The organism is Lichenicola sp. GTC18331 (genome assembly GCF_055386855.1).
In genome coordinates, this window is sequence record NZ_AP045015.1 from 246,668 (window position 1) to 269,427 (window position 22,760).

At 67.6% G+C, this 22,760-nt stretch carries 21 protein-coding genes; 13 read left to right on the forward strand and 8 right to left on the reverse strand.

Going from position 1 to position 22,760, the window contains the following annotated elements:
• Positions 1-22: 22 nt before the first annotated feature.
• On the reverse strand, positions 23-2,506 hold the full coding sequence (locus ACZ5BM_RS01160) for a PAS domain-containing hybrid sensor histidine kinase/response regulator family protein (RefSeq protein ID WP_498909502.1): 2,484 nt from the start codon (positions 2,504-2,506) through the stop codon (positions 23-25).
• A 38-nt stretch (positions 2,507-2,544) separates the two neighbouring features.
• On the reverse strand, positions 2,545-3,978 hold the full coding sequence (locus ACZ5BM_RS01165) for a glycosyltransferase family protein (RefSeq protein WP_498909503.1): 1,434 nt from the start codon (positions 3,976-3,978) through the stop codon (positions 2,545-2,547).
• A 127-nt stretch (positions 3,979-4,105) separates the two neighbouring features.
• Between ACZ5BM_RS01165 and ACZ5BM_RS01170 the strand changes: the two genes are divergently transcribed.
• The 3 genes from ACZ5BM_RS01170 to ACZ5BM_RS01180 are packed head-to-tail and all read left to right on the forward strand — an operon-like array spanning position 4,106 to position 7,080.
• Complete coding sequence (locus ACZ5BM_RS01170; RefSeq protein ID WP_498909504.1) at positions 4,106-4,645, forward strand: Smr/MutS family protein; 540 nt, start codon at positions 4,106-4,108, stop codon at positions 4,643-4,645.
• Positions 4,642-6,192: a cryptochrome/photolyase family protein gene (locus tag ACZ5BM_RS01175; RefSeq protein WP_498909505.1), complete on the forward strand. Its 1,551-nt coding sequence runs from the start codon at positions 4,642-4,644 to the stop codon at positions 6,190-6,192. Before ACZ5BM_RS01170 ends, ACZ5BM_RS01175 begins: the two co-directional genes overlap by 4 nt.
• Before the next feature lie 33 nt (positions 6,193-6,225).
• Positions 6,226-7,080, forward strand: coding sequence for a formate/nitrite transporter family protein (locus tag ACZ5BM_RS01180; protein WP_498909506.1), 855 nt, complete (start codon positions 6,226-6,228; stop codon positions 7,078-7,080).
• On the opposite strand, the gene bluB is transcribed toward ACZ5BM_RS01180, so the two are convergent.
• Both bluB and cbiB read right to left on the reverse strand, forming a co-directional pair.
• A complete protein-coding gene (gene bluB, locus ACZ5BM_RS01185; protein WP_498909507.1) occupies positions 7,077-7,712 on the reverse strand; it encodes a nitroreductase family protein in 636 nt (211 codons plus the stop codon). The two genes, ACZ5BM_RS01180 and bluB, sit on opposite strands and share 4 nt — an antisense overlap.
• The gene (gene cbiB, locus ACZ5BM_RS01190; RefSeq protein WP_498909508.1) at positions 7,709-8,689 is read right to left on the reverse strand and encodes a cobalamin biosynthesis protein CobD/CbiB; all 981 of its coding nucleotides are present in this window, start codon (positions 8,687-8,689) and stop codon (positions 7,709-7,711) included. The genes bluB and cbiB overlap by 4 nt, the downstream gene beginning before the upstream one ends.
• A gap of 33 nt (positions 8,690-8,722) precedes the next feature.
• Here cbiB and cobD point away from each other — a divergent pair, with 33 nt between their 5' ends.
• On the forward strand, positions 8,723-9,757 hold the full coding sequence (gene cobD / locus ACZ5BM_RS01195) for a threonine-phosphate decarboxylase (protein ID WP_498909509.1): 1,035 nt from the start codon (positions 8,723-8,725) through the stop codon (positions 9,755-9,757).
• Here the strand turns inward: cobD and ACZ5BM_RS01200 are convergent.
• Both ACZ5BM_RS01200 and ACZ5BM_RS01205 read right to left on the reverse strand, forming a co-directional pair.
• Positions 9,747-12,311 carry a ligand-binding sensor domain-containing diguanylate cyclase gene (locus ACZ5BM_RS01200; RefSeq protein ID WP_498909510.1) on the reverse strand — a complete coding sequence of 855 codons (2,565 nt, stop codon included), beginning with the start codon at positions 12,309-12,311 and terminating at the stop codon, positions 9,747-9,749. The genes cobD and ACZ5BM_RS01200 overlap by 11 nt on opposite strands.
• 423 nt (positions 12,312-12,734) lie before the next feature.
• Positions 12,735-13,049, reverse strand: a complete 315-nt coding sequence (locus tag ACZ5BM_RS01205) for a hypothetical protein (RefSeq protein ID WP_498909511.1) — start codon at positions 13,047-13,049, stop codon at positions 12,735-12,737.
• A gap of 121 nt (positions 13,050-13,170) precedes the next feature.
• On the opposite strand from ACZ5BM_RS01205, the gene ACZ5BM_RS01210 reads away from it, so the two are divergent.
• The 9 genes from ACZ5BM_RS01210 (at position 13,171) to ACZ5BM_RS01250 (ending at position 21,213) form a co-directional block, all read left to right on the forward strand.
• Positions 13,171-13,617, forward strand: coding sequence for a DNA polymerase III subunit chi (locus ACZ5BM_RS01210; RefSeq protein ID WP_498909512.1), 447 nt, complete (start codon positions 13,171-13,173; stop codon positions 13,615-13,617).
• A 56-nt stretch (positions 13,618-13,673) separates the two neighbouring features.
• Entirely contained in the window at positions 13,674-13,829 is a 156-nt protein-coding gene (locus tag ACZ5BM_RS01215) for a hypothetical protein (RefSeq protein WP_498909514.1), read from the forward strand.
• 7 nt (positions 13,830-13,836) lie between these two features.
• A complete protein-coding gene (locus ACZ5BM_RS01220; RefSeq protein WP_498911435.1) occupies positions 13,837-14,673 on the forward strand; it encodes an aldo/keto reductase in 837 nt (278 codons plus the stop codon).
• 93 nt (positions 14,674-14,766) lie between these two features.
• Positions 14,767-16,692 (forward strand): hypothetical protein, encoded by a 1,926-nt coding sequence (locus tag ACZ5BM_RS01225; RefSeq protein ID WP_498909515.1) that lies wholly within the window; start codon positions 14,767-14,769, stop codon positions 16,690-16,692.
• The gene (locus ACZ5BM_RS01230) at positions 16,689-17,603 is read left to right on the forward strand and encodes a hypothetical protein (protein WP_498909516.1); all 915 of its coding nucleotides are present in this window, start codon (positions 16,689-16,691) and stop codon (positions 17,601-17,603) included. The genes ACZ5BM_RS01225 and ACZ5BM_RS01230 overlap by 4 nt, the downstream gene beginning before the upstream one ends.
• The gene (locus ACZ5BM_RS01235; RefSeq protein ID WP_498909517.1) at positions 17,600-18,154 is read left to right on the forward strand and encodes a hypothetical protein; all 555 of its coding nucleotides are present in this window, start codon (positions 17,600-17,602) and stop codon (positions 18,152-18,154) included. Before ACZ5BM_RS01230 ends, ACZ5BM_RS01235 begins: the two co-directional genes overlap by 4 nt.
• A complete protein-coding gene (locus ACZ5BM_RS01240; protein WP_498909518.1) occupies positions 18,151-19,431 on the forward strand; it encodes a hypothetical protein in 1,281 nt (426 codons plus the stop codon). The genes ACZ5BM_RS01235 and ACZ5BM_RS01240 overlap by 4 nt, the downstream gene beginning before the upstream one ends.
• Positions 19,428-20,696 carry a hypothetical protein gene (locus tag ACZ5BM_RS01245; protein ID WP_498909519.1) on the forward strand — a complete coding sequence of 423 codons (1,269 nt, stop codon included), beginning with the start codon at positions 19,428-19,430 and terminating at the stop codon, positions 20,694-20,696. The genes ACZ5BM_RS01240 and ACZ5BM_RS01245 overlap by 4 nt, the downstream gene beginning before the upstream one ends.
• Positions 20,697-20,721: 25 nt before the next feature.
• Positions 20,722-21,213, forward strand: a complete 492-nt coding sequence (locus ACZ5BM_RS01250; RefSeq protein WP_498909520.1) for an NADH-quinone oxidoreductase subunit B family protein — start codon at positions 20,722-20,724, stop codon at positions 21,211-21,213.
• Here ACZ5BM_RS01250 and ACZ5BM_RS01255 read toward each other — a convergent pair.
• Together ACZ5BM_RS01255 and ACZ5BM_RS01260 are read right to left on the reverse strand one after the other, a co-directional pair.
• The gene (locus ACZ5BM_RS01255; RefSeq protein ID WP_498909521.1) at positions 21,107-22,036 is read right to left on the reverse strand and encodes a CDP-alcohol phosphatidyltransferase family protein; all 930 of its coding nucleotides are present in this window, start codon (positions 22,034-22,036) and stop codon (positions 21,107-21,109) included. The genes ACZ5BM_RS01250 and ACZ5BM_RS01255 overlap by 107 nt on opposite strands.
• Positions 22,023-22,700 (reverse strand): phosphatidylserine decarboxylase, encoded by a 678-nt coding sequence (locus tag ACZ5BM_RS01260; protein WP_498909522.1) that lies wholly within the window; start codon positions 22,698-22,700, stop codon positions 22,023-22,025. Before ACZ5BM_RS01260 ends, ACZ5BM_RS01255 begins: the two co-directional genes overlap by 14 nt.
• Positions 22,701-22,760: the final 60 nt, after the last annotated feature.

Consider the following 22,760-nt stretch of genomic DNA (forward strand, 5'->3'; position numbering starts at 1 on the left):
CTCGGTTGCCGGGGTCGGCGCGTCAACCCGGTTCGGCCCGCTGTTCGGCGGGTTGAGCCAGCGCGCCGACGCGATCCATCAGCCGGGCGATGGTGAAGGGCTTGGTCAACACCTCCATGCCCTGGTCCAGCGCGCCGTCGCCGAGCACGGTGGTTTCCGCATAGCCGGTGATGAACAGGACCTTGAGGCCTTCGCGCAGGCCGCGTGCGGCGTCGGCCAGTTGCCGTCCGTTCATGCCGTTCGGCAGTCCCACATCGGTGACGAGCAGGTCGATGGTTTCGCGCGAACGCAGGATCTTGAGGCCGCCGATCCCGTCCTCGGCTTCGAGCACCCGGTATCCGCGCTCGAACAGGATGTCGCGCACCAGCATGCGGATCGCCGGTTCGTCGTCCACCACCAGGACGGTGCGTCCGCCGCCCGCGACCGGCTCCGAAAGGGCTTCGGAGGGCCCCGTCTGCGATGGGACGATCCCGGATTGCCGTGGCAGTTGCAGATCGACGAAGGTGCCGCGTCCGAGTTCGCTCAACAGCTCGACGCGTCCGCCGGATTGTCGCGCAAAACCGTAGATCATGCTGAGACCGAGCCCTGTGCCCTGACCGATCGGCTTGGTGGTGAAGAACGGATCGAAGGCACGCGCGACCAGATCCGGGCTCATGCCGACGCCTGTATCGGCGACCCGCACGCGCACGTAGTCGCCGGCCGGCAGGTCGGGCAGGGTGCCGTCGCCCGTCACCACGTCGTTGAAGGTGGTGATGGTAAGCCTGCCGCCGTTCGGCATGGCATCGCGTGCGTTCAGGCAGAGATTCAGCAGGGCGTTCTCGAACTGGTTGGCGTCGATCAGGCTGGTCCAGGGCAGGGGCGACGGGCGGACGATCACCGTGACCGCCGGGCCCATGGTGCGGCGGATCAGGTCTTCCATGCTGGCGATGATCCGGTCGATCTCCACCGGGCGCGGGTCGAGCGTCTGGCGCCGCGAGAAGGCGAGCAGCCGGTGGGTGAGGGCGGCCGCACGCCGTCCGGCCTCCTGCGCCGTGGTGAGATAGCGCTCGACGTCGTCCGTGCGCCCCTGCGACAGGCGGGCCTGGATCATCTCCAGATTGCCGGAGATGCCGGTGAGAAGATTGTTGAAATCATGGGCAAGGCCGCCGGTCAGCTGGCCCACCGCCTCCATCTTCTGGCTTTGCCGAAGCTGTTCTTCCCGCTGTTCGGCTTCGGTGATGTCGCGCACGGAGGCGGCGAAGAGCTGGTCGGACACCAGCCCTTCCAGCGCGATCGGCGCCAGGATCACGTCCAGCATCCGCAGCCCCTGCGTGGTCGCGCGATGGGCGCGGTAGCGATGCGGGGCGCGCGTGGCGATGCAGGTGGCGATATGGGCCTGCAACTCGGTCAGGATGTCGGGCGGCAGGACGCTTCTTGCTGCTTGCGGCAGGGTATCGTCCGTGGCGACGTCGTAGAGGCCGACCAGAGACGGGCTGAGCGTCTCGATATGCAGGCCGCCGTCGCGGTCGAGCCGGAACAGGGCCAGCCCGTCCACCGATTGATGCACGAAACCGCGCAGCCATGCTTCGCTCTGGGCGAGGCTTGCGGTGCGGTCGGAAACGCGCCGTTCCAGCTCGCTGCTCAGAAGCGCTTCAGCCGCCACCGCGGCCTGCCGTCGGGTTTCCAGCCGGTCCAGCCTGCGTCCGTCGAGAAGGATCTGGATCACCAGCGGCACGATCGTGCAGATCACCATGGCGGCCATTCCTGCATTGAGCGTGATCACCCCGGCGCGTTCGCCGCGCAGCAGCAGGAAGCCGGCGGCCAGCGGGATCGTCACCACCAGCATGATCTGCGCCCGGGATGCGCGCGCGCTGGGTCTGCCCGACATCAGCATCGGCAGCCAGCCGTGTTCCGGCTCGATGGCGAAGCTGACCAGAAACAGGACGAACAGGCCGAGCGCCGTATGCGGCGACATATGTTGGGCGATACCGAGGATGGAGACCGGATCGACGTCGTAAGCGTAGAAGATCAGTGTGAGGCCGGTCAGCGTGAGGCCGACCAGCGACATCGCCGTGAGAACCTGACGCCGGCGGCGCCAGTTGCTGGTCATGGCGAGCATGCCGGACGAGAACAGGATCAGGCAGGCGGCGCTGCTGCCGGCGATACGGACCGGATGCCCGTTCGAAACCGGCCGCAACCCGCCCAGCAGATAGGCGGAGAGCGGATCGTCGAACCCGAGCAGGCGCAGAAAGCCGAGCGCGGTGGCCAGGATGAGCAGCCCCAGGGCGAAGGCTGCGGAGGCGCGGCGGCGGCCGGCCCGCAGCAGCGCCAGAGACGAGCCGCACAGCAGCAAACCGATCGCCGTGGTCGGCGCCATCAAAGGATGCGGCAGGGCTGCGTGCCGGCCGAGCGCCAGGACAAGCCATCCGAGCAGCGTGAGCGCCCCCAGCAGCGCCGCGAACAGGCTGCCCAAACGAACCGCCCATCCGAGAGCGATCCGGGTCCGACGATCAATGCGATCCTGCATGCGTTTCCGGATGATTTGTTTCGTTTTCTTCCCGTAGTTCAGTTCGATCCGCAACTGTACCGGGCATCCTGGCGCGCAACCCGGATCGGCTTTCTGCGCGGGGCATCGATCGCCAGGGCGCCGGCGATTGCCAGGGGCGCGACCAGCATCAGGTTGTATCGGGTCTGGTTCACGGCTACGGCAGCGTTGACGAGCAACATGAACCATGCCGGCAGGGCAACCAGCAGGAAACGGCGTGCCGGCAGTGACGGGACGGTTCCGACGCTGCGGCGTAAGGCACGGATCGTCACCGCGACCAGGGGGATGGAGAGAACGAAGCCCCACCAGTGGTCCACGAACAGCCCGCGCAGAAACAAGGGCAGGGTGACGGCCAGATGCCAGCCGATCTGGTGCAGCGGATCGGCCAGCAGGAAGTGCCGCACCAGATAGGCGCCGTGATGCGCCCAGCCCCCGGCCCGATGCAGCGTGTCCTGCAGCATCGGGCCGATGCCGATGGCATAGAAGCTGTTCGGATGATCGTCCCAGCCGAAGCGATCGCAGGCGTGTCGGCCGAACAGGAGGCTACCGAGGCCGTTGCCGTCCGGCATCCAGCAGACGAAGGACCGGCCGTATTCGCGCCAGTCCATGCTGTTGAACGAAAGCCGCTGCACGAAGGTGTGCGAGGCGTAGCCGAAGGTGAGCGACGCTCGGTGCATGACGGCGGCGTTGCGGCCGACCCAGGCGGCGACCGGGAGAACGGCGCCGATGGTGAACACCAGGGCGGGCTTCCGGGCGGATTCGTGACGGAAGGCGGCGCCCATGGCGGCGAGGATCGACACGCCCGCCAGAAGTTCGAAGGCGGGTCGTGCCAGCGTGGCGAAACCGAGCGCCAGTCCGGCGCCGAGGGCCCAGCGGCCTGCACGCCATCCGGGCAGGGTCGCGGCGACCGCGCAGCTCTGCGCGAGCACGACCAGGAACAGGCTGATCGTTTCCGTCATCATGTAGTCGACGGACAGCAGCAGCAGCGGGGCGGTGGGCAGCAGAAGAAGCAAGGCGATCCAGCCTGTGCGCGGCCGGCCGATCCGGCTGCCGAGCCACCAGACCATCCAGAACGTCGCCGCCAGCATGGCGAACTGCACCGGGCGCATCGGGCCGGTGTCGCGCGTGCAGCCCGCGGCGTCGCCGCCCTGCGCGACGAGGCAGTCGGTGCTGGCGGCGAACGAAGGCGACACCGAGGCGGCGGCGGCCAGGAGGGCCGGATAAAGCGGGGTGAAGCGCATGCCGGACGGGCGTTCGGTCCGGTCGTTGCCACCGGCGAAGAAGAAACCGTCGGTGAAGCGGTGATGGTGGCGCAAATCGAAGGCGATGCCGAGATAGAAGCGCTGGTCGTAACGGTCGAGCGGCTGCACGCGGTCGCCGCGCCAGCACAGGGCGAGAACGACGACCACCAGAAGCAGGGCCAGGATCGGGAACCGCATGCGCACGGCGTTCATTTAGGCGTGTCCCGGCGTGGTGGTCCAGAAGCGGCGCCGGGATCCGACGGTGCTGGAACCGGGCGGAACGGCGTGAGATGATACGCGACGGCGCGTACATGGGTGTATCGGCGGAAGGGAATCGAGCATGGCGGCGCGCCGGCTTCGCGATGGCGAGCTGTCACTTTGGTTCGAGACGATGCGCGGCGTGCGGCCGCTGCGTCCCGGGGCGATGCCGAAAGCGGCGGAAACGCCGGCTGCTGTATCTCCCAAGCCCGATGCTCCGGAGCCCGCACGGGTCGCGATGCGCGTGCCGGCGCCGAGAGTCCGGCCAGCCGACCCTTTCCTGGTGATCGGCGAGCGTCAGGGCGGGCTGGACGACACGAGCTGGCGTATGCTGGGCAACGGCAAGATGCGGCCGCAGCGACGGCTCGATCTGCACGGGCGCCACGCGGAAACGGCGTTCGGGCTGCTGCACGGCTTTCTGTTGCGCGCGCATGCGGATCGTCTGCGCTGCGTCGAGATCATCACCGGCGCCGGGAGCGGGCCGGAAGGCGGCATCCTGCGACGCGAACTGCCGCACTGGCTGGCACGGGCCGATCTGCGTCCGCTGATTCTGGCGGCGGTGCATCCTCATGCCCGCAATGTCGGTTCGGTGCGGCTATTGTTGCGGCGCCGTGCGCCGTGAAGAGGGCGGTCGGCACACTCCGTCTGGTGCTGGGCGATCAGCTTTCCGACGATCTGTCGGCTCTGGACGGGCTCGACCCCCGTCGCGACGTGGTCGTGATGGCGGAGGTGGACGACGAGTGCACCTATGTGCGGCACCACGCCAAGAAGATCGTTCTGGTGCTGTCGGCGATGCGGCATTTCGCGGCGCGGCTTCGCGATCGCGGTGTGACGGTGCGCTACACGGCGCTCGACGACCCGGACAACACGCATGCGATCGAGAGCGAGATGCGGCGCGCGATCGCGGCGCTGAAACCGGAACGCGTGATCGCGACGGCGCCGGGCGAATGGCGTCTGATGCAGATCATGAGCGGCTGGCACGAACGGCTCGGCCTGCCGGTGGAGGTCCTGGACGATACGCGTTTCCTGTGCGGGTTGCGGGAATTCAGGCACTGGGCGGGAAGCCGCAAGCAGCTCCGCATGGAGTTCTTCTATCGCGACATGCGACGCCGCTACGGCATTCTGATGGACGACGACGCACCGGTGGGCGGGCGCTGGAACTTCGATCACGACAACCGAAAGCGTATGCCGGGCGGGATCGTGCCGCCGGAGCCGCCGCGCTTTCCGCCGGACGAGATCACGCGGGCGGTGATGGCGCTGGTGGCGGCGCGGTTCGGCGACCATTTCGGCGAGCCGGACGGGTTCGATCTGCCGGTGACGGCAGAGCTGGCGGCGCTGGCGCTGGATCATTTCGTCAGCGAGCGGCTGGCGGATTTCGGCGACTGGCAGGATTTCATGCGTACCGGAGATCCGGTGCTGTTCCATGCGCTCGTCTCAACCTCGCTGAATTGCGGGCTGCTGACACCGCTTTCCGTTTGCCGCGCTGCGGAAAATGCGTATCGCGACGGGGTGGCGCCGTTGAACGCGGTGGAAGGGTTCGTCCGCCAGGTGCTCGGATGGCGCGAATACGTGCGCGGGCTTTATTGGCTGCATATGCCGGATTACGCACGGCGCAACGCGCTGGGCGCGGTGCGCCGGCTGCCTTGGTTCTTCTGGTCCGGCGAGACGCGGATGAACTGCATCGGCAACGTGGTTCGCGACACCAGGGAGAATGCCTACGCGCACCATATTCAACGCTTGATGGTGATCGGCAATTTCGCGCTGCTGGCCGGGCTCGACCCGGATGCGGTCGATGAATGGTTTCTGATCGTCTACGCCGACGCCTACGAATGGGTGGAGATGCCCAACGTGCGCGGCATGGCGTTGTTCGCCGATGGCGGCATCATGGGATCGAAGCCGTATGCGGCGTCCGGCGCCTATATCGACCGGATGAGCGATTACTGCGCCGACTGCCAGTATGCGGTGAAAGAGTCCACCGGGCCGCGCGCGTGTCCGTTCAACGCCCTGTACTGGGATTTCATCGCCCGCCATTCGGACCGTCTGTCGGCCAATCCGCGTATGTTCATGCCGGTGCGGAGTTGGGCACGCATGGCGCCGGCCAAGCAGACGGCCTTGCGTGAACGGGCCGCTGATTTTCTCGATGCCATGGACCGCGGCGATCTGGTCTGACATTCTGCAACGATCAAGCGTGGAGCTGGTCGGATGGCGGAAGAAGCAGGCGAGGACTCGCCGCATCTGGACGAGCAGGAGAAGGAACAGGCGCGCAAGACCGCCGTGGTCGGCTCGCTCGTCATCCATGAGGTGGTGCGCGAGCAGGGCGAGAAGGAGCTGGGGCGCTCCTTCAACGGTTTGGCCTGGTCTGGTCTCGCCGCAGGACTTTCGATCGGCTTCTCCTTCGTGGCGCAGGCCTACATCAAGGCCGGCCTGCCGGAAGCGCCCTGGGCGCGGCTGGTGGATGGGTTCGGCTACAGCCTGGGCTTCCTGATCGTCATCCTGGGCCAGCAGCAGCTTTTCACCGAAACCACGCTGACGGCGCTGATTCCGACCCTGGTGAGCCGGACGCTGCGCGATGCCGGAGCGACGCTGCGTGTCTGGGGGATCGTCCTGGCGGCGAACCTGATCGGCACATTCATCTTCTCATGGATCCTGTCGCGGCACGGCGTGGTCTCACCCGAGGCCTTCGAGGCGATGAAGAGCATCTCGGCCAAGCTCATGTCGCATTCGTTCGGGCAGACGGCGATGCTGGCCGGCGCGGCTGGCTGGCTGATCGGCTTGATGGTCTGGCTTCTGCCCGGTGCCGGCCCGTCACGGCCGATCATCATCATCGTGCTGACCTATGTGGTGGCGCTGTGCGAGTTCCCGCATGCGATCGCCGGATCGGTGGAGGGCGCGTTCGGGGTGTGGATCGGCCAGGCGAGCGTGTATGACTATTTGTGGCGTTTCTTCGCGCCGACCATGCTGGGCAACGTGATCGCCGGAACGGCACTGGTGGCGCTGCTGAACCATGCGCCGGTGCTGGACGAGCTGAAGCGCGGCAAGGACGGCAAGAAGAGCTAACGCTCCAGCACGGGCATGGCGGGGCGACGCTGCGCCCAGCCTTCCCGGGCGAGTTCCGGCGTGGCGTGATCCGCGTCGGGGTAGCCGAGGCAGAGATAGGCGATGAAACGCCAGGATTCCGGCACGTCCAGGATCGCGTTCATGCGGTCCGGCGCCAGGATCGACACCCAGCCCAGGCCGACACCTTCCGCCCGTGCCGCCAGCCACAGCGTGTGGATCGCCAGAACCGCGGAGAAGCTGGTGGTTTCCGGCATCGTGTGCCGGCCGAGGCCGCGGCCTTGCGCAGGCTCCGGTTCCGCGAACACGGCGAGATGCAACGGGGCGCGGTCCAACCCGGCGAGTTTAAGCCGGGCATAGCGTGCGGCATCGTCGCCGGTCCGGGCGGCGAGGGCGTCGGCGTTGCAGCGCGCGAATTCAGCGCGGACGGCCTCGCGCGCCGGCCGGCTGCCAACACGCACGACGCGCCAGGGCTCGCTGAGGCCGACGGACGGAGCCAGACGGGCGGTGTCGAGCAGGGTCTCGATCAGGGCATCCGGCAGCGGATCGGTCCGGAAATGGCGCACGTCGCGTCGCCACACGAACAGGTCGTGCAACTGTGCCCGGAAGCGATCGTCGAACGCGGGCGGGGTCATGCGAGGCTCCACCGGTGGAAACAAAAGGCGAGATCGAGGGTGAGCAGCATGGCGACGAGCAGCACGCAGGCGCGGCGATAAACGACCAGGGCGCGACGGATGTCGGCAGCCGTGCAGTCGGCGCGTCCGTCGCCCATCCAGTGATCCGTTACGATCACGCCGTGATAGGCACGAGGGCCAGCGAGGCGCAGACCGAGCGCGCCGGCCATGGCGGCTTCCGGCCAGCCGGCGTTGGGCGACCGGTGCCGGCGCGCATCGCGGAGTACCGCGCGGATCGCGTTGCCGGTGCGTTTCGGCGCCGTGAGAGCGAGCAGCAATGCGGAGAGCCGTGAGGCGGGGAGGTTCACCAGATCGTCCAACCGGGCGGCGGCCCAGCCGAAGGCCTCGTGTCGTGCCGTGCGGTGGCCGATCATACTGTCCGCCGTGTTGACGGCCTTGTAGAACACGATCCCGGGCAGGCCGAACAGCGCACACCAGAACAGCGGCGCTACCACGCCGTCAGAGAAGTTCTCGGCCAGGCTTTCGATTGCGGCGCGCGACACGGCGGGCGCGTCCAAAGCCTGCGCGTCCCGGCCGACGATCATGGAAACCGCGTGCCGGCCGGCGGCGATGCCGAGGTCGAGCCCGTCCGCCACAGCGCGTACATGGGTGAACAGCGAGCGCTGCGCGGGCAGGGTGGCAGCCAGTACGCCGAGCACGACGATCGATGCAGCATGCGGAAGAAACGCGGCGGCAGCCTTCGTCACCAGCAGAGCGGCGCCGGTGGGAAGAACGACGATCAGCCCCGCCGATACGACGCCCGCGATACGACGACGTGCCGGAGCGGCTGCGTCGTCGTTCAGGCCACGGTCCAGCCGGCCGATCCATGCACCGATCCAGCCGACAGGGTGGCCGATGAGGCGGTATAGGGTGGGCGGGTAGCCGGTTGCCGCTTCCACGAGGGCTGCGATCGTCGCCACCAGGGGAGGTTGGATCATGGAGCGTTCGAAACCGTGCGGAACCGTGCGGGCATGGTGAGCGCGCTCCCTAGCACGGCAGCCGCGGCGGTGCATGGCGGGCGGTTGATCGCAGCACAACGCGCCTTTCCGGATGCGCCCCTGCCTTGGATCGACCTCTCCACGGGAATCAGCCCGTTCGCCTATCCAATCGGCGCGATTCCGGATACGGCGTTCCACCGTCTGCCCGAACCGGAGCAGGAGGCGGCGCTGCGTGCGGTCGCGGCTCGTGCCTATGGCGCGCCCGATGCGGATCATGTGTGTCTGGCGCCGGGCTCACAGATGCTGATCTCGCTGCTGCCGCGTCTGCTGCGCTGCCGGCAGGCTTGCGTGCTGCATCCGGGCTATGCCGAGCATGAGCACAGTTGGCGTCAGGCCGGGGCGGACATGCGCCGGGCTGGAACGGCCGAGGCGCTGCACGATGCCGCCGCCGCGGATACGGTTCTGGTGCTGTGCAACCCCAACAATCCCGATGGGCGGCGGGTCGACAGAGGTGGCCTGGAGGCGCTGGCGGAACGCTGCCAGCGGATCGGAGGCTGGCTCGTGGTGGACGAGGCCTATGCCGATCTGGAGAACGGCGTTCCGCCTGCGGCTTCGATGCTTGCCCGTTTCGAGCGGGTGGTGGTGTTGCGGTCGCTCGGCAAGAGCTATGGTCTGGCTGGGGTGAGGTTCGGTGCCCTGCTGGCCCAGCCGTCTGTGGTGGCTCAGATGGCGGCGTTGCTCGGGCCCTGGCCGGTTTCCGGTGCGGCGCTGATTCTGTCGACGCAGGCGCTCGCCGACGGACGCTGGCGCGAGGCGGCGGCCGAACGAGCCTGCCGGGAGTCGCGTCGGCTGGAGGCGCTTCTTGTCGACACCGGTATGACGGCGGTCGGGGGTACCGCGCTGTTCAGGCTGGCATCGGTGCCGGATGCGCAGAAACGCTGGAGGCTACTGGCTGGAGCGGGACTCCTGGCGCGCCGGTTCGAGGACCACGCCGACTGGCTGCGCTTCGGTCTGCCGCCGGACGAGACGGCCTGGACCAGGCTGCGGCACGCCTTGTCTAATCGGTGACGATCCTGTTCCGGCCGTCTGCCTTGGCGCGATAGAGCAACCGATCGGCACGCAGCAGCAGACTGTCGAGGTCGTCCTCCGGCAGCAGCATCGTCAGTCCGAACGAACACGTCACCGTGATTTCCTTGTCTTCGATCGCGATCGGCGCGGCGACGATGGCGTCGCGTATTCTGGACAAGCGATCGGTCTTGTCGTCTGGCCCGACCAGGAGGAACAGGAATTCTTCTCCGCCGTAGCGGCCGGCGCATTCTTCGCCTTGCACGGCCTTTGACATGCGCGCGGAAACCTGTCGCAAGGCGGTATCGCCGCCGAAATGGCCATAGCGGTCGTTGATGGATTTGAAGTGGTCGAGGTCGGCCATCGCCACCGCCAGCCCCTGTCTGCGGGTCGGATCGTTGAGAATATCCTTCAGCATGATGGTGATGGTTTCCCGGTTCAGCAGCCCGGTGAGATCGTCGCGTGCGGCTTTCGCCTTGAGGGCGATATGAGCTTCGGCGATTTCCGCCGTGCGGAGGCGCACGAGCTCTTCGAGCTGACGCTGGCGTGCCATCAGGTATCGGATGCGCAGACGCCAGACGATGGTGGCGATGACGATTACCGCGAGTGCGATCAGGCTGCGGAACCACCAGGTCGCCCACCAGGGCGGACGCACGAAAAGCGAGAACGATACGGGGGCCGACGAGAGATGGTGCGACGGTTCGAATGCCTGGACGCTGAACGTCAGATGGCCGGCGGGAAGAAATGGATAGCGCACGGTCGTATCGGCCGTCTCGACCCAATCCTTGTCGACGCCCTGTAGCTTATATCGAAAGCGGATCGTATCGCCGAGCGCGTAGTTCAGTGCGCTGAAATACACCGTCAGCCGTGCGTGCGACCACGGGATCGACGTGCTCCGAAGCGGGAGTCCGTCCAGATGGATGGCGGTGATGACCGGATGAAGATCGATCTCTCGGAAGATCGCCATCGGGTCGAGCAGATGGGACAAGCCATGGCCGGTACCGAACCAGAGCGTTCCGTCGGGATCGGCCAGCATCGATCCCTCATTCAGATCGTCGGATACGAGACCGTCCTGCGCGCCGATCTGACGCCAGTCCCGACCGTTCCAGACATCGACGCCATGGTCGCTGCCGATCCAGATCCAGCCCCGCGTGTCCCGGACCGCAGCGAACACCTGGCTGGAGTTTGCCGGGTGACCGACCGGAACCATCCTCGAGGCCTTGCCTCCTGACAGGAAGAGGCGCTGCAACCCGTCCTTGTCACTGCCGATCCAGATCTCGTCCCGCGACACGGACAGCACGACCCGGGGTGCCCGCGCGATCGGTTTCTGGACCACTTCAGGGGCAAGACGCCCCGCAGGATCGATCCGAAGCAGGGCGCTGTCGATGCCGGCGAGGATCATTCCGTCAGGATCGACGGCGAAAGCGCGAACATGGCCGTGCGTTCCCGGTACAGGCGCGGGAGGTTCCGGCGAAGCGGCATCGGCATCCGGGATGCGGAACATGCCGTCTCGCGTCGCCATGAGAAGCGATCCGTCCTTGCCGATCGCCATCGTGTCGACGACGGGAACAGCGAACGAGGCGTCGATCCGCCCGGTTCCCGGATCGTAGCGGCGCAGCAGCCCGGCAAGGTTGGCTGCCCAAACCCAGCCTTTGTCCGTAACGGCGACGGCGTAGCTCGCGCCGGCGAGCGGCGGACGAAGAACGCGTTCCATTCCCGACGCCGCGATCCCGTCGATGCCCGCTTCGGTGGCGACCCAGAGCGGTTCGCCTTCCCGCCGATCCATCTGCCAGCAGACGTCGTTCGACATGCCGTCATTCGCGGACCAGTTTTCCCAGTCGCCCGATCCGATCGCCCGAAACAGCCCCTGGCCGCGAATGGCCAGCCAAAGCGATCCGTCCCGGTCGTAGGTGATGGCGGCGATCTCGCCGTCGGCAAGACCGTGACTGCGATCGATCTTCTGCCAATGTCCGTGATCGAAGATCAGCAGGCCGGACGGACCTTGCGTGACGATACGGCCGCGTGGATCCTCGGCAATGTCGAGGCGATACGTGCGTCCGATGAAGCGTCCGATGCCGCCCGGGATCGCGGTCTCGCTGAAGTCGGTCTGGCCGGCGCGATGCTCGAGCAGGCGCTCGGGCGAACGCGCCCAGAGCGTTCCTGCATGATCGACCAGAAGGGCCAGCCAGGCATGAGGCTCCAGCCCCTCATGGGGACCGAAAACCGAAACGTCACCGCATCGATCCGTGCCGGCTGCTATCGGCCCTGTCTTGCAATGCAAACGGCAGATCGTGCCGTTGGCGCAGCCGAGCCACACCGTTTCTCCGGCAGTCGCGACGCCCGTGATCGTTCGCAGCGCAGGATACCGAGCGAGCAGGGCGCTCGATAGAAGAAGGCCCGAAGCGGGGCTGCCGGACGCGCGGGCGATCCACAAAGCGTGGTTCGAAACAACGAGGAAATCGTTGCCGAAGATCGCGGTGCGCACGCCGGAGTCGCTGTCTGCCGGTTCGACGCCCGGTACCGCTGTGAAGACCGGGTCGAGCTGGTCTTTTGCCACGAAGACCTGACCGGCCTGAATCAAGAAAATATGCCCGTCGGGCGTGAGCCGCACATCTTGGCTGACGCCTCGCTCGGGAAGATGGTTCGCCCTGGCATAGCGTTCGAAAGTGTGCCCGTCGAAACGGTAGACACCGTTATCCGTGCAGACAAGAATGAAACCCAGCCTGTCCTGCGCAACGCATGACGTGCCCAGGCTGACCAGTCCTTGATCCGCTCCGTAGACTCGGAAAACGGATTGCTGTGCCTGCGCGACACCCACGTCGCACAGCAACCCGATCAGAAGAAACACACGGAGAATTCGGTTCCAGACGATCACCGGATGAAACCTGGACTGGACGGCATCGCCTTCGACGTTCCTTCGAGAACGGCGGAGCTTAACCCGCCTTTCTCAAGGAACGGTTACCGAAGTTCGAGTAGACGGTCAGGCGCCATGCGGTCTGGACGCGTCGGGGGGGGCGTTCGTGTTAGTGCCAGGCTTGATCGGCGCGGTCGGTACGGGGGCTACCTGTTCCTTCACCTGATTGGGCTCGTCCTTGAGCCGCTCCGACGGAGGTATCGTCTGATGCTCGGTCGGAGCGGGCTGGTTCGCGTTGCCCTTGTGCCGGGTCTTGTGCGAGGTGGAGGCGACGCCTGTCCTGTCGTTCGGCTGCGCATGGGCCGTCACGGGAAGCACCGCAGCCAGGAAGAGCGAAGCGGCGGCACAGGGCAGCAACCGCGAGGTGGACAGGGTCGGCATCGTGAAACTCCTTGGCGACGGCGAGCCTGACGGGCTCGAAATCAGTCGGCCGTTTCGGTAACGACTACGAGGGGCTTCGGTTCTGCATAATGGATACGGTTGCACGCGGAGTCTGTGCCGGATGAGTGAGATCGGCTTCTACCATCTGACCCGGACCACGGCGGAGGATGCTCTCCCGGCGCTGCTTGGCCGCACCTTGCAGGCCAGCAAACGGGCTGTCGTGCGTTGCCGGGATGACGCACGGGTCGCGGCACTGGATGCAGCGCTCTGGCGTGCGCCGGAGCCGGTCTGGCTGCCGCATGGCACGTCCGCGACCGGCGATGCAGACATCCAGCCGGTGTGGATCACGGCGGACGAGGACGTGCCGAACGGCGCCAGCTTCCTGTTCCTGCTCGATGGCGTCGCGCAGCCGGCAGGAGCGCTGTTCGAGCGTGTGTTCGACCTGTTCGATGGCAACGATCCAGAGGCGGTGGCCGAAGCGCGTTTGCGCTGGAGTGCTGCCAAGGCCGACGGAGCGACACTCGCCTACTGGCGGCAGGAGCCCCGGGGCTGGACCAGGGCTGCATGACGCAACCGCCGGTGGCCGTCCGGGTTTGATCCTTGTTCGAACAAGGAGTGGCGGCAATGAACGACACGAAAAAGAATCCCGGCGAGCGGGACGAGCGGCAGGGTCCGGGTGCCGACAAGGGCGTGCCGGACGATGCGCAGAAGGGCGAAGCGAAGGGCTTGCCGCATTCTGACCGGGAGGACACCGAGAAGGCGGTCCATCGCGATGCGTGAGCCGCCGATCCGTCTGATCCGTCTCGGTGACGGCGTGCAGGTTCCGTGTCTGGGGCAGGGCACCTGGAGAATGGGCGAAGATCCGTCACGCCGCAAAAGCGAGATTGCCAGTCTGCGCGCCGGAATCGAATGCGGCATGACACTGATCGACACGGCGGAGATGTATGGCGACGGCGCATCCGAGGAACTGGTTGGGGAAGCGATTGCGGGCGTGCGCGACCAGGTGACGCTGGTGACCAAGGTGTTGCCGTCACATGCCGGGCGGCGCGAGGTGGCGTCCTCGTGCCGGAACAGCCTGCGTCGGCTTGGCGTCGAGCGGATCGACGTCCTGTTGCTGCACTGGCGCGGTGCGACGGCACTCGCCGAAACGGTGGAGGCATTCGAAACGCTGCGTTCGGAAGGGCTGATCGGCGCCTGGGGCGTATCGAATTTCGATGTGGACGACATGGCGGAACTGGGCGAGATCGCGCCACCGGGACGCTGCGTGACCAATCAGGTTCTCTACAACCTGGAGTATCGCGGCATCGAGTTCGATCTTCTGCCGGACGCGGGCAGCGCCTTCATGCCCGTGATGGCGTATTCGCCGGTCGGGCAGGGCGGCGCATTGCTGCGTTCCGCGGCTCTCCGCGCGGTCGCCGAACGTCAGGATTGCACGCCGGCGCAGGTGGCGCTGGCATGGACGCTGCGTTTGCCGAATGTTCTGGCGGTTCCCAAGGCCGGGACGGTGGCGCACGTTCGGGAGAACGCCGCGGCTACCGCGATCGCGTTGACGCAGGAGGATCTGGCAGAACTCGATCGGGCGTTTCCGCCGCCGCGCCGAAAGCAGTCTCTCGCCATGTTGTAGGGGCCTGGAACTGGCTAGCGGGGCTGGCGTCCCGACGGGGCGGCATCCTATCGTAACACGGTTCCGGCATACGGCTCGCTTGAAAGGAATCGCTTGACCCTGGTGATCCTGATCGGGCTTGTGGTGATCGGGATCGTCCACGCGGGGCGAGGGGTTCTGGCATTGACCCTGCCGCGACGTACCGTCCCGACCGGTCGCAGGGCTGTCCTGCCCTTGTGTGGCGTCGCCCTGTCCGTCCTCGGGCTGATCGCCGGCTGGTCGGCGGGATTGCCCGTGCCAGTTGGTTATGCCGGCGGAGAGGGTGGGCTTGCCCTTGGACCGATCGGCGGCGTGTTCGCCCTTGTTCTGTTCGCGATCGCCGCGTGGTCGGATGCGGACGCTCCAGCTGACGCGGATGCGCCCTGGCGTGATCTGCGCGTCGCGGCCATTCTGCTGGCGCTGATCGCCGGCGACGCTTTTCTGCTCGGTTGCGGTGCGTGTTTGGCGGTTCTTCTGCCGACGCGTCTGGCAGGGCGGGGTGCCGGACGCAACGGCGTGCTGTCTGCCTTCGCGATTGCCGGTGCGTGCGTGCTCCTTTGCGTTCCTGCGGCCTCTACCGGCGGTCTGTTGGCGGACCCGGGCTTTGTTCTGCTGCGCGCTGCCGGCGGCCGAACCGGGCCAGCGCTGCCTTTACTGGTGGTTACGGCCGTGGCGCCTCTGCTGGGACTATGGCCGGCGCAAGGCGGATTCCGGCATCGCTGCGCTTTCTCACGCCCATGGGTTGCTCTGTGCGGCGCGTTGCTGGGCCAGTTTCTTCTGCTGCGTTTGCTGCTCGATCTGGCCGGCCCGGCGCCGACCGCGTGGTGGGGAGGCGCCCTGTCGGCACTCGGCGCGTTCGGCGCGGTTCGCGCCGGACTGTCGGCACTGGCCGACCAGCGTGCTGCCGGCGTGGTGGGTCGGGTTCTTTCGGTCTGGAACAACCTGTTCGTGGTTGCCGTCGGTTTCTGTTTGTTGGCTCGTGCGAACGATCTGCCCGTTCTGGCTGGAACGGCATTCGATGCGGCCATGCTGGTGTCGCCGACCGTGTTGCTCGGCGGTTTGGCGAGTCTGGGATTGGTGCAGGCGATGGAATGCGAAGCCGGATCCGGACTCCTGTCGCGCCTGGGCGGTCTGATCCGGTCGATGCCGTTCGCCTGCGCGCTGGTATCTGTGCCGTCGATGTTGCTGATGGCCGCTCCGCCCGGCACCGGGTTTTCCGCCCTCTGGCTGCTGATGCATGTGATTCTGGCATCGCCCTTGCCGACACCGGGCGGCATCGCCGTCTTCACGTTCTGCGGTCTTTTGATGATCTTCGGTGCGGCGGCGCTTGCGGCGGCGAGCCTGCTTCGTTTGGGCTCGATCGCGGTGCTGGGGCGGCCGCGCACGCCGCGTGGCGCTGCCGCGACGGATCTCGGCCGCGCGGCTGCGCGTCGCTATGGGCCACTTCTGGCGGTGCCTGTTTTCGCGGGGCTGGTGCCGGGGGCGTGGCTGTTTCTGGCGGCGGGGCGGGCGGACAGCAATGCCATTCTGGGCGGAGAAGGCCCGCGCCATAAGCTGTTGGTTCTGCTGTCCCCGGCAGGAGGCGGGATGCTGGCGCCGTTGCCGATCGCGCTGATTCTGATGCTGGGCGGGGTTCTGGCCGTGCTTTTAGCGCGCAACCTGAGTCTGCATGCCGAACGGCCCGCCCGCGCCTGGGAGGACGGGGCGCCTCCGCCGCCGCCCTGGCTACCGTTCGGGGATCCGGCCACGCAGATCGCGCCGTCGACGCTGGGGCTGGCATTGAGACAAGCGCTGGTCTTGCCGGAACCACGTCCGCGCGGTTGGGGGTCGAACCGGCTCGGCGCGATCCGGTTGCGACGCTGGATCGTCCGGTCGCGCTCAGGGGGCGAACGGTTCCGGTCGGCGCTGGAACGTCATGCGCCGCTTCTCGGCCTGATCGTGCTCGGGGTCGGCTTGGTTCTGGCAGCATCCGGGGCGTTCGGCGCGAGCGGGTCACGATGAACCAGCTCGCCGTTCTGGCTCTCGGCTCCGCCGCGCTCCTGTCGCACATGATCCTCGTTCTGCTGACGGCCCCTTTGCTGGCCGTGCGATTGGGGCCGATTGCGGGTTGGTGGACACTGGCCGGGTGGCGTGGCTGGGTGGCGCGGCCTTTCGTGCTGCTCGGTGTCCAGGCCGGCCGCGAACCTGTCCGGTTCGAAGGCGGGTCTGTGGTGCCGCGTTGGGTGCCCGTTCTGTCGCTATCGTTCACCGGTTGCGCCGCGCTGCTGGTGCCGTCCTTCTTGCGTGGGATGCTGGACTGGCCGCTGTCGGATCTTGTTCTGGTGCTTGGACTTCTGACTGTGTCGCGTGGCGCCTGGCTGGCGTCGGCCGCCGATGGCGGATCGGCTGCGTCGGGTCTGGCGGCGGTGGGCGGCATGGTGGACGCTCTGCTGGCGCTGCCGGGACTGGTTCTGTCGGCGGCTGTTCTCGTCTCGTCGTCCGGCGGCGCAGGGCTGGACGCGATGCTGAGCGGCCAGCATGGCCTGGCCGGGCCGGGTGCGCTGGCGTGCGTCGCCGCAATGGCGCTGGCGGCGCTGGCGTCCGGCGGGCGTGACGCGGCACTGTCGCAAACCTTGTCCGGGCCGGACCTGGTACTGTTCCGGCTCGAGGGCGGATTGCGACGTTTGGTGTGGGTCGATCTTCTGGGGGCCTTGGCGTGGCCGGGAAGCGTGGCATCGGCCCAATCCGGCCCGCTGCAGTGGATGCTGGCGCTGATCTGTTGGTTGCTGCGGCTCGGGCTGGCGCTGGCTATCTTCGAAATCGTGGCGCGGCGTGCGGACGATACGGCCAGCCGGAGAGGCCTGGCCGCCTTGTCCCTGTTCGCCGCCCTGCTCGGACCGATCCTGTTTCTGGCCACGCAGGGCGCGGAATGAACGCACTGGCTGTGCTCCCGGCGACGGCACTACTGGTGTCGGCAGTATTCTGCGCCCGGCCGGCTGCAGACGGCACGATGCGTCGTTGGTTGTTGTTTCAGGGCGTGATGCTCGCGATCGCCTTGCTGTCCGCGGCGACGATACCGGGCTCCATGGTAGGCGTCGCGTTTCTCTGCGGGGAGTGCGTGTGGCTATGGCTGCGCGCCGCCCGGGGATGGGAGAAGCCGGAATCAGGCGGGATCTGGCCGATCGGCGCGGCTTTGGCCGCGGCCTGGATCGGGTTCCGGCTGCTGCCGTCCGGTTCTGGCTCCGCCGCCTCGCCGGTCTTGTCCGCCGGGTTGGGAATCGTCCTGTCCGGGGCGGTCGGGCTGGTGTTCGCGCGCTCGGAACGATCGCGCTGGGCGGCGCTGCTGACGGCGGGTCACGGTGCGCTGCTGATGATCTGTGTGTCGCCGGGCGGCGGCTGGCTGGCGTGGCCGATGGTGGTCGTGCCGCAACTCCTGTTCTTGCAGCGATTCTGCGCGCGTCCTGTCTGGAGCGATCCGGTATGAGCGCGTTCTGTCCGCCGGTCGTGTGGTTGCCCTTCGTGTTCGCGTTGCTGCCGATGGCGTTGCCGGAGGGCGTTTCCGCGCGTCGTCTCGCGGAAGCTGCCGTGCTGAGTGCGGTCCTGACGACGATACTGGCGGGCTGGGCGTCGTTGACGCCGAACGCCGTTCTTTGCGGTGCCGGGATCTTCTGGCGAAACGATCCGCTGGCCCGCACGGCGACCCTGCTGCCAGCTGTGAGCTGGCTGCTTGTGTCTCTGCGCGGTTTGCAGCCGGGTGAAACGGCGCGCCCGTCGAGCGCGCGCTGGCGTCGCTGGCCGGTGAGCGCGCAAAGCGTGGTGGCCTGCGCCCTCGCGTTCTGTCGGGCCGATTCGTTGGCGGTCTTGCCGCTTCTGTTGGGCGCGATGCTGCTGCTGGGACGCAGGGACGAGGCGAACGGGCGCGAAGTCCCGCTGGTCCTGGGTGCCGTGCCGGTGATGGCGGCCGGGACGGCGGTGCTGTCGGCGACGGGCGGAGCGCCGCGCTGGTCGTCGCTCGGCGGTAGCGGACACGTGCCGTCAGCCGGGTTGTTGCTGTTGCTTTTGCCGGTGCTACTGGTTTGCGCGTGGGGGTTTTTGCGACCCGTCCTGTTCGGACGCTCTAGCGTGTCGCGCGGGTTGTTGCGTGTGCTGTTGCTCGGCGTCGCCGTGTCGGTCTCGCTGCGCTGTTTGCGGGTGGAGCCGTTTCTGGCGCCGGTGGTGTTCGCGGCGGGGTTGGCGCTGGGCGTCCTGGCACTGCTGCTGATCCCGGCGCACCGGTCGCTGGCCGGACGCGTGTCGCTGACGGCCGCGTTGCAGGCCGGGATGGCGCTGGCGGCCGTGGCATCCGGCGGTCCGGGCGGTGTTGCCGCGGCGCTGATGCTGACGGGATTCCTCGCGCTGCTGCTGCCGCTGGTTCTGTCCGTGCCGTTGGATCGGAGCGGCGCCGGCTTGCGTTCCGGAGCGACCCTGGTGCTGATCGGCTTGCCGCCGTTCGGGCCTTTCGCCGCGTTCATGGTTCTGATGCTGCGTTTGATGGGCGATGGGCCGATCGGGGCTGCATTGCTGCTGCTCGGGGCGGCGGTGTCGGCTTTGTCCGTGCTGCAGGCCAGGGGGCGTGATCCAAGTCCGACGCTGCCCGGCGGCCGTTTCGGGATCTGGCCGGTAGCGGCGGCTTCGGTGCTGGCTGTGCTGCTTTGGCTCGGCCTGGCGATGCCGACCGGGCTTTCGGACTGTTTGCTGTCGATCGCGGGGGGAAACCGATGAGTGGCCGGTTGCGCGTTCCGGCCGCGACCCTGGTGCGCGGCGGCCGGCCGTCCGCGGCCTTGCCGTCGACGCGGTTCGAGTTGTCGGAAGCGGGCTGGGCCGATCTGGCCGAGCGGCTCGTGACCGACCCGCTGGCGGCGTCCGGGCTATGGTCGGATGGCGAGCAGGTTCATGTTCTGCTGCTGGAAGGCCCGGATGCGCCGTTGATCGCCTCGGGCCCGGTGGAGTCGAAGCGGTTTCTGGCCTTGTCGCCGATGCGGCCGCATCTCGCGGTACCGGAACGGATGGTGCGCGATCTGTGGGGGATCGAGGCGATGGGCGCGCGCGATCTGCGTCCCTGGCTTGATCATGGCGTCTGGGCGCAAACGGCGCCCCTGTCGAACCGTCCGGGACCTGTGGCGTGGCCGCCGGAGCCGCCCGAGTTCGTCTGGACCGAGGAGGACGAGCGCGCAGGGGCAATGTCCTTGCCGATCGGTCCGGTACAGTCGCTTCTGCGGGGTCCGGGGCAGATGCGCGTGGCCGTTTGGGGCGAGCATGTCAGGCGGCTGGAGAGTCTGCTCGGCGCGGGTCATCGCGGCGTGGCGCTGCGGCTGCGCGGCACCGATCCGGCGGAGGCCGCGCGTTTGGTGGGACGGATCGATGCCACGCGCTGCGTCGCCTACGAGGTCGCTTTCGCGCAGGCGGCCGAAGCAGCGTTCGGGTGGTCGATCGACGGCATCACGCGGGGGCTGCGAAGCGCGACGATCGCGCTGGAGCGGATCGCGAACAGGTTGCGTGCGGGCGGGCACGCGGCCAGCCGGGAAATCCTGCTGGATGCGTGCGCGGCGGCGTTCGGCAACAGGCTGATGCGGGGGGCGGTGGTGCCGGGCGGCTGGGCGAACCGGCCGCAGGAACGGGCGCTGGAGCATGTGCCGGAAGCGCTGACGCTGATCGAACGGCGTTTGTCGCGCGGCGGGCTGGGCGCCGAACTACGCCGCGATCTGGCAATCGTTCGTCGTGGAGCGAGTGCTTTGCTGCCTGGTCGCGAGGCCATTCCGGCGGTTCCGGACGGTGTGCGCGAGGGGCTCGGGACGGCGGACACGCTGGCCGGGCCTCTTTGGGTCTGGGTGCGGTTCGAAGGCGGTCGATTGACCGGGTGGCACGCGGTCGATCCGGCGCTGTCGCAGTTGTACGCGTTGGAGCAGACAGCTTCTGGAATGACGCTGGACGCGATGTTCGGCGAGATACGGCGGCGCGGCTTGTCCGTCGCGGGGGCGGATCAATGAACCGAGCCGGATCGGAGCGCGCGCCATGCTGTCGGTGATGCATGTGAGAGCCGGGGGGTGCGGCGGCTGCGCGCTGGAGGTCGAGGCGGTGTCGCTGCGGGAGGCGGGTTTGTCGCCGACCGATTATCCGCGCCATGCCGACGTGCTGCTGGTGAGCGGAGCGGCCGGGCCGGAGATGCAGCGGGCGGTGGAGGCGGCCTGGGCCGCGATGGCGGCGCCGAAGCACCTAGTTCTGGTGGGCGACTGTGCGATCGATGGCGGCCCGTTCAAGGGCGGCTATGCCGGGATCGACGGGTTCGGCGGGCGTTTGCCGGCGGTTCTGGCGGTTCCGGGTAGTCCGCCGCATCCGGCGGATATCCTGGCGGCGCTGCGGTCCTTGACGACTGCCCCGATCGTCGGCGAACCGGAGCCTACGGTGCAGACGCCGGCGTCGTCTGAACCGGAACCGGCTCGTCCGGCACCTCTTCCTGCAGCGCCTCGGCATCGGCTCGGAGACGATGGAAGCTCCGGTAGCTGAGCGGGATCATCGCCATGTAGATCAGGCCTGCAGCGGCCAGAGCCGCCCAGGGATCGGCCACCAGAACCGCGACAAACACGCCGATCCCGAGCAGCAGCGGTAGAACGACCTGGGCCGGCACCTTGAAGTTCTTGAAGCTCCAGAGCGGCAAGGTCGAGACGCTGAGAAAGGCCACGCCGATCAGGATCGGCGCCACCAGAAGCGGCTGATGAGACAGGGATTGCAGCCAGGGCAGACCGAGCTTGTTGGCCTCCAGCCCCAGGAACAACGGAAACAGGGCCAGCCCCGCACCGGCCGGGGCCGGAACGCCGGTGAAGAAATTGTTGCGATAGGAGGGCTGTGCCGGTTTCGGGCTGTCGTCGCCGAGACTGGCGTTGAATCGCGCCAGACGCAGCGCCATGCAGACGGCGAACATGATGCAGGGCAGGAAGCCGTAGCGACCGCCCTCGTGTAGCGACCAGAGATAGAGGATGAAGGCCGGGGCCACGCCGAAGCACAGGAAGTCGGACAGGCTGTCGAACTCCGCGCCGAAGCGGCTGGTGGCGCGCAACAGACGGGCGATGCGGCCGTCCAGCCCGTCGATGAAGCCCGCGATCACTAGCGCCACGCCCGCCTGACCGAAATGGCCTTCCAGCGCCGCGCGCATGCCGATCAGTCCGGAACAGAGCCCGATCAGGGTGAGGATGTTGGGGATCAGCCGGTTGAAGCTCTGCCCCCGGAAGCGCGGCCGGCGCGTACGCCGTCCGAGCTGTCGCAGCCTGCGCCGTCGCAGACGGGCCGCAGGGGAGAAACCCGGCTGGGACGGGATTTCAGAGGTGGGCAAGCACGGTCTCGCCGCCGACCATGGTCTGGCCAACACGGACGATCGGCACGATTCCCGGCGGCAGATAGAGATCGGTGCGGCTGCCGAAGCGGATGATGCCGAAGCGCTCGCCGGCGGCGAAGCTCTGGCCTTCGCGCGCATGGCACAGGATACGTCGGGCGATCAGCCCTGCGATCTGCACCACGGCCATGGTGCGGCCGTCCGGGAGGCGCAGCGCCAGGGCGTTGCGCTCGTTCTTGTCGCTGGCCTTGTCCAGGCTGGCATTGACGAACTGTCCCTTGTGGTAGGCGATCTTCGTCACCTCTGCCGCCACCGGCATGCGGTTCACATGCACGTCGAGCACGCTGAGGAAGATGGCGACGCGCCAGCGCGGCTCGGCGCCCAGCTCGAGTTCGGGCGGCGGGGCGACCTGCATGACCGAAACGATATGCCCGTCCGCAGGCGCGATGACGGCCGTGTCGTCAGCGGGCTGCACCCGCTCCGGATCGCGGAAGAAGTAGAAGCAGAACAGCACGAACAGGAAGGCGAGCACGCCGATCACACGGGCCGCCGTGTAGGGCAGCGCCAGACCGACCACTGCCACCACCGCGCCTGCGATGAGGAACGGCTTGCCTGCGGGATGCGGCGGCGCCAGCACGAGCTTGAAGGAATGGATGAGGGACATCGTGCCCGGTTAGTGAAGGCTTCACCTTTTGCGGTCAAGCTGGCCTTCCGGATGAAAGAG

Bases quoted from the DNA above. Each gene is read 5' to 3' on its own strand.
- ACZ5BM_RS01240 (WP_498909518.1), top strand. From the start codon at position 18,151: ATGAGCGCGTTCTGTCCGCCGGTCGTGTGGTTGCCCTTCGTGTTCGCG.
- ACZ5BM_RS01245 (WP_498909519.1), top strand. From the start codon at position 19,428: ATGAGTGGCCGGTTGCGCGTTCCGGCCGCGACCCTGGTGCGCGGCGGC.
- ACZ5BM_RS01160 (WP_498909502.1), bottom strand. From the start codon at position 2,506: ATGCAGGATCGCATTGATCGTCGGACCCGGATCGCTCTCGGATGGGCG.
- ACZ5BM_RS01235 (WP_498909517.1), top strand. From the start codon at position 17,600: ATGAACGCACTGGCTGTGCTCCCGGCGACGGCACTACTGGTGTCGGCA.
- ACZ5BM_RS01250 (WP_498909520.1), top strand. From the start codon at position 20,722: ATGCTGTCGGTGATGCATGTGAGAGCCGGGGGGTGCGGCGGCTGCGCG.
- ACZ5BM_RS01230 (WP_498909516.1), top strand. From the start codon at position 16,689: ATGAACCAGCTCGCCGTTCTGGCTCTCGGCTCCGCCGCGCTCCTGTCG.
- cbiB (WP_498909508.1), bottom strand. From the start codon at position 8,689: ATGATCCAACCTCCCCTGGTGGCGACGATCGCAGCCCTCGTGGAAGCG.
- ACZ5BM_RS01165 (WP_498909503.1), bottom strand. From the start codon at position 3,978: ATGAACGCCGTGCGCATGCGGTTCCCGATCCTGGCCCTGCTTCTGGTG.
- bluB (WP_498909507.1), bottom strand. From the start codon at position 7,712: ATGACCCCGCCCGCGTTCGACGATCGCTTCCGGGCACAGTTGCACGAC.
- ACZ5BM_RS01260 (WP_498909522.1), bottom strand. From the start codon at position 22,700: ATGTCCCTCATCCATTCCTTCAAGCTCGTGCTGGCGCCGCCGCATCCC.
- cobD (WP_498909509.1), top strand. From the start codon at position 8,723: ATGGTGAGCGCGCTCCCTAGCACGGCAGCCGCGGCGGTGCATGGCGGG.
- ACZ5BM_RS01205 (WP_498909511.1), bottom strand. From the start codon at position 13,049: ATGCCGACCCTGTCCACCTCGCGGTTGCTGCCCTGTGCCGCCGCTTCG.
- ACZ5BM_RS01215 (WP_498909514.1), top strand. From the start codon at position 13,674: ATGAACGACACGAAAAAGAATCCCGGCGAGCGGGACGAGCGGCAGGGT.
- ACZ5BM_RS01210 (WP_498909512.1), top strand. From the start codon at position 13,171: ATGAGTGAGATCGGCTTCTACCATCTGACCCGGACCACGGCGGAGGAT.
- ACZ5BM_RS01180 (WP_498909506.1), top strand. From the start codon at position 6,226: ATGGCGGAAGAAGCAGGCGAGGACTCGCCGCATCTGGACGAGCAGGAG.
- ACZ5BM_RS01170 (WP_498909504.1), top strand. From the start codon at position 4,106: ATGGCGGCGCGCCGGCTTCGCGATGGCGAGCTGTCACTTTGGTTCGAG.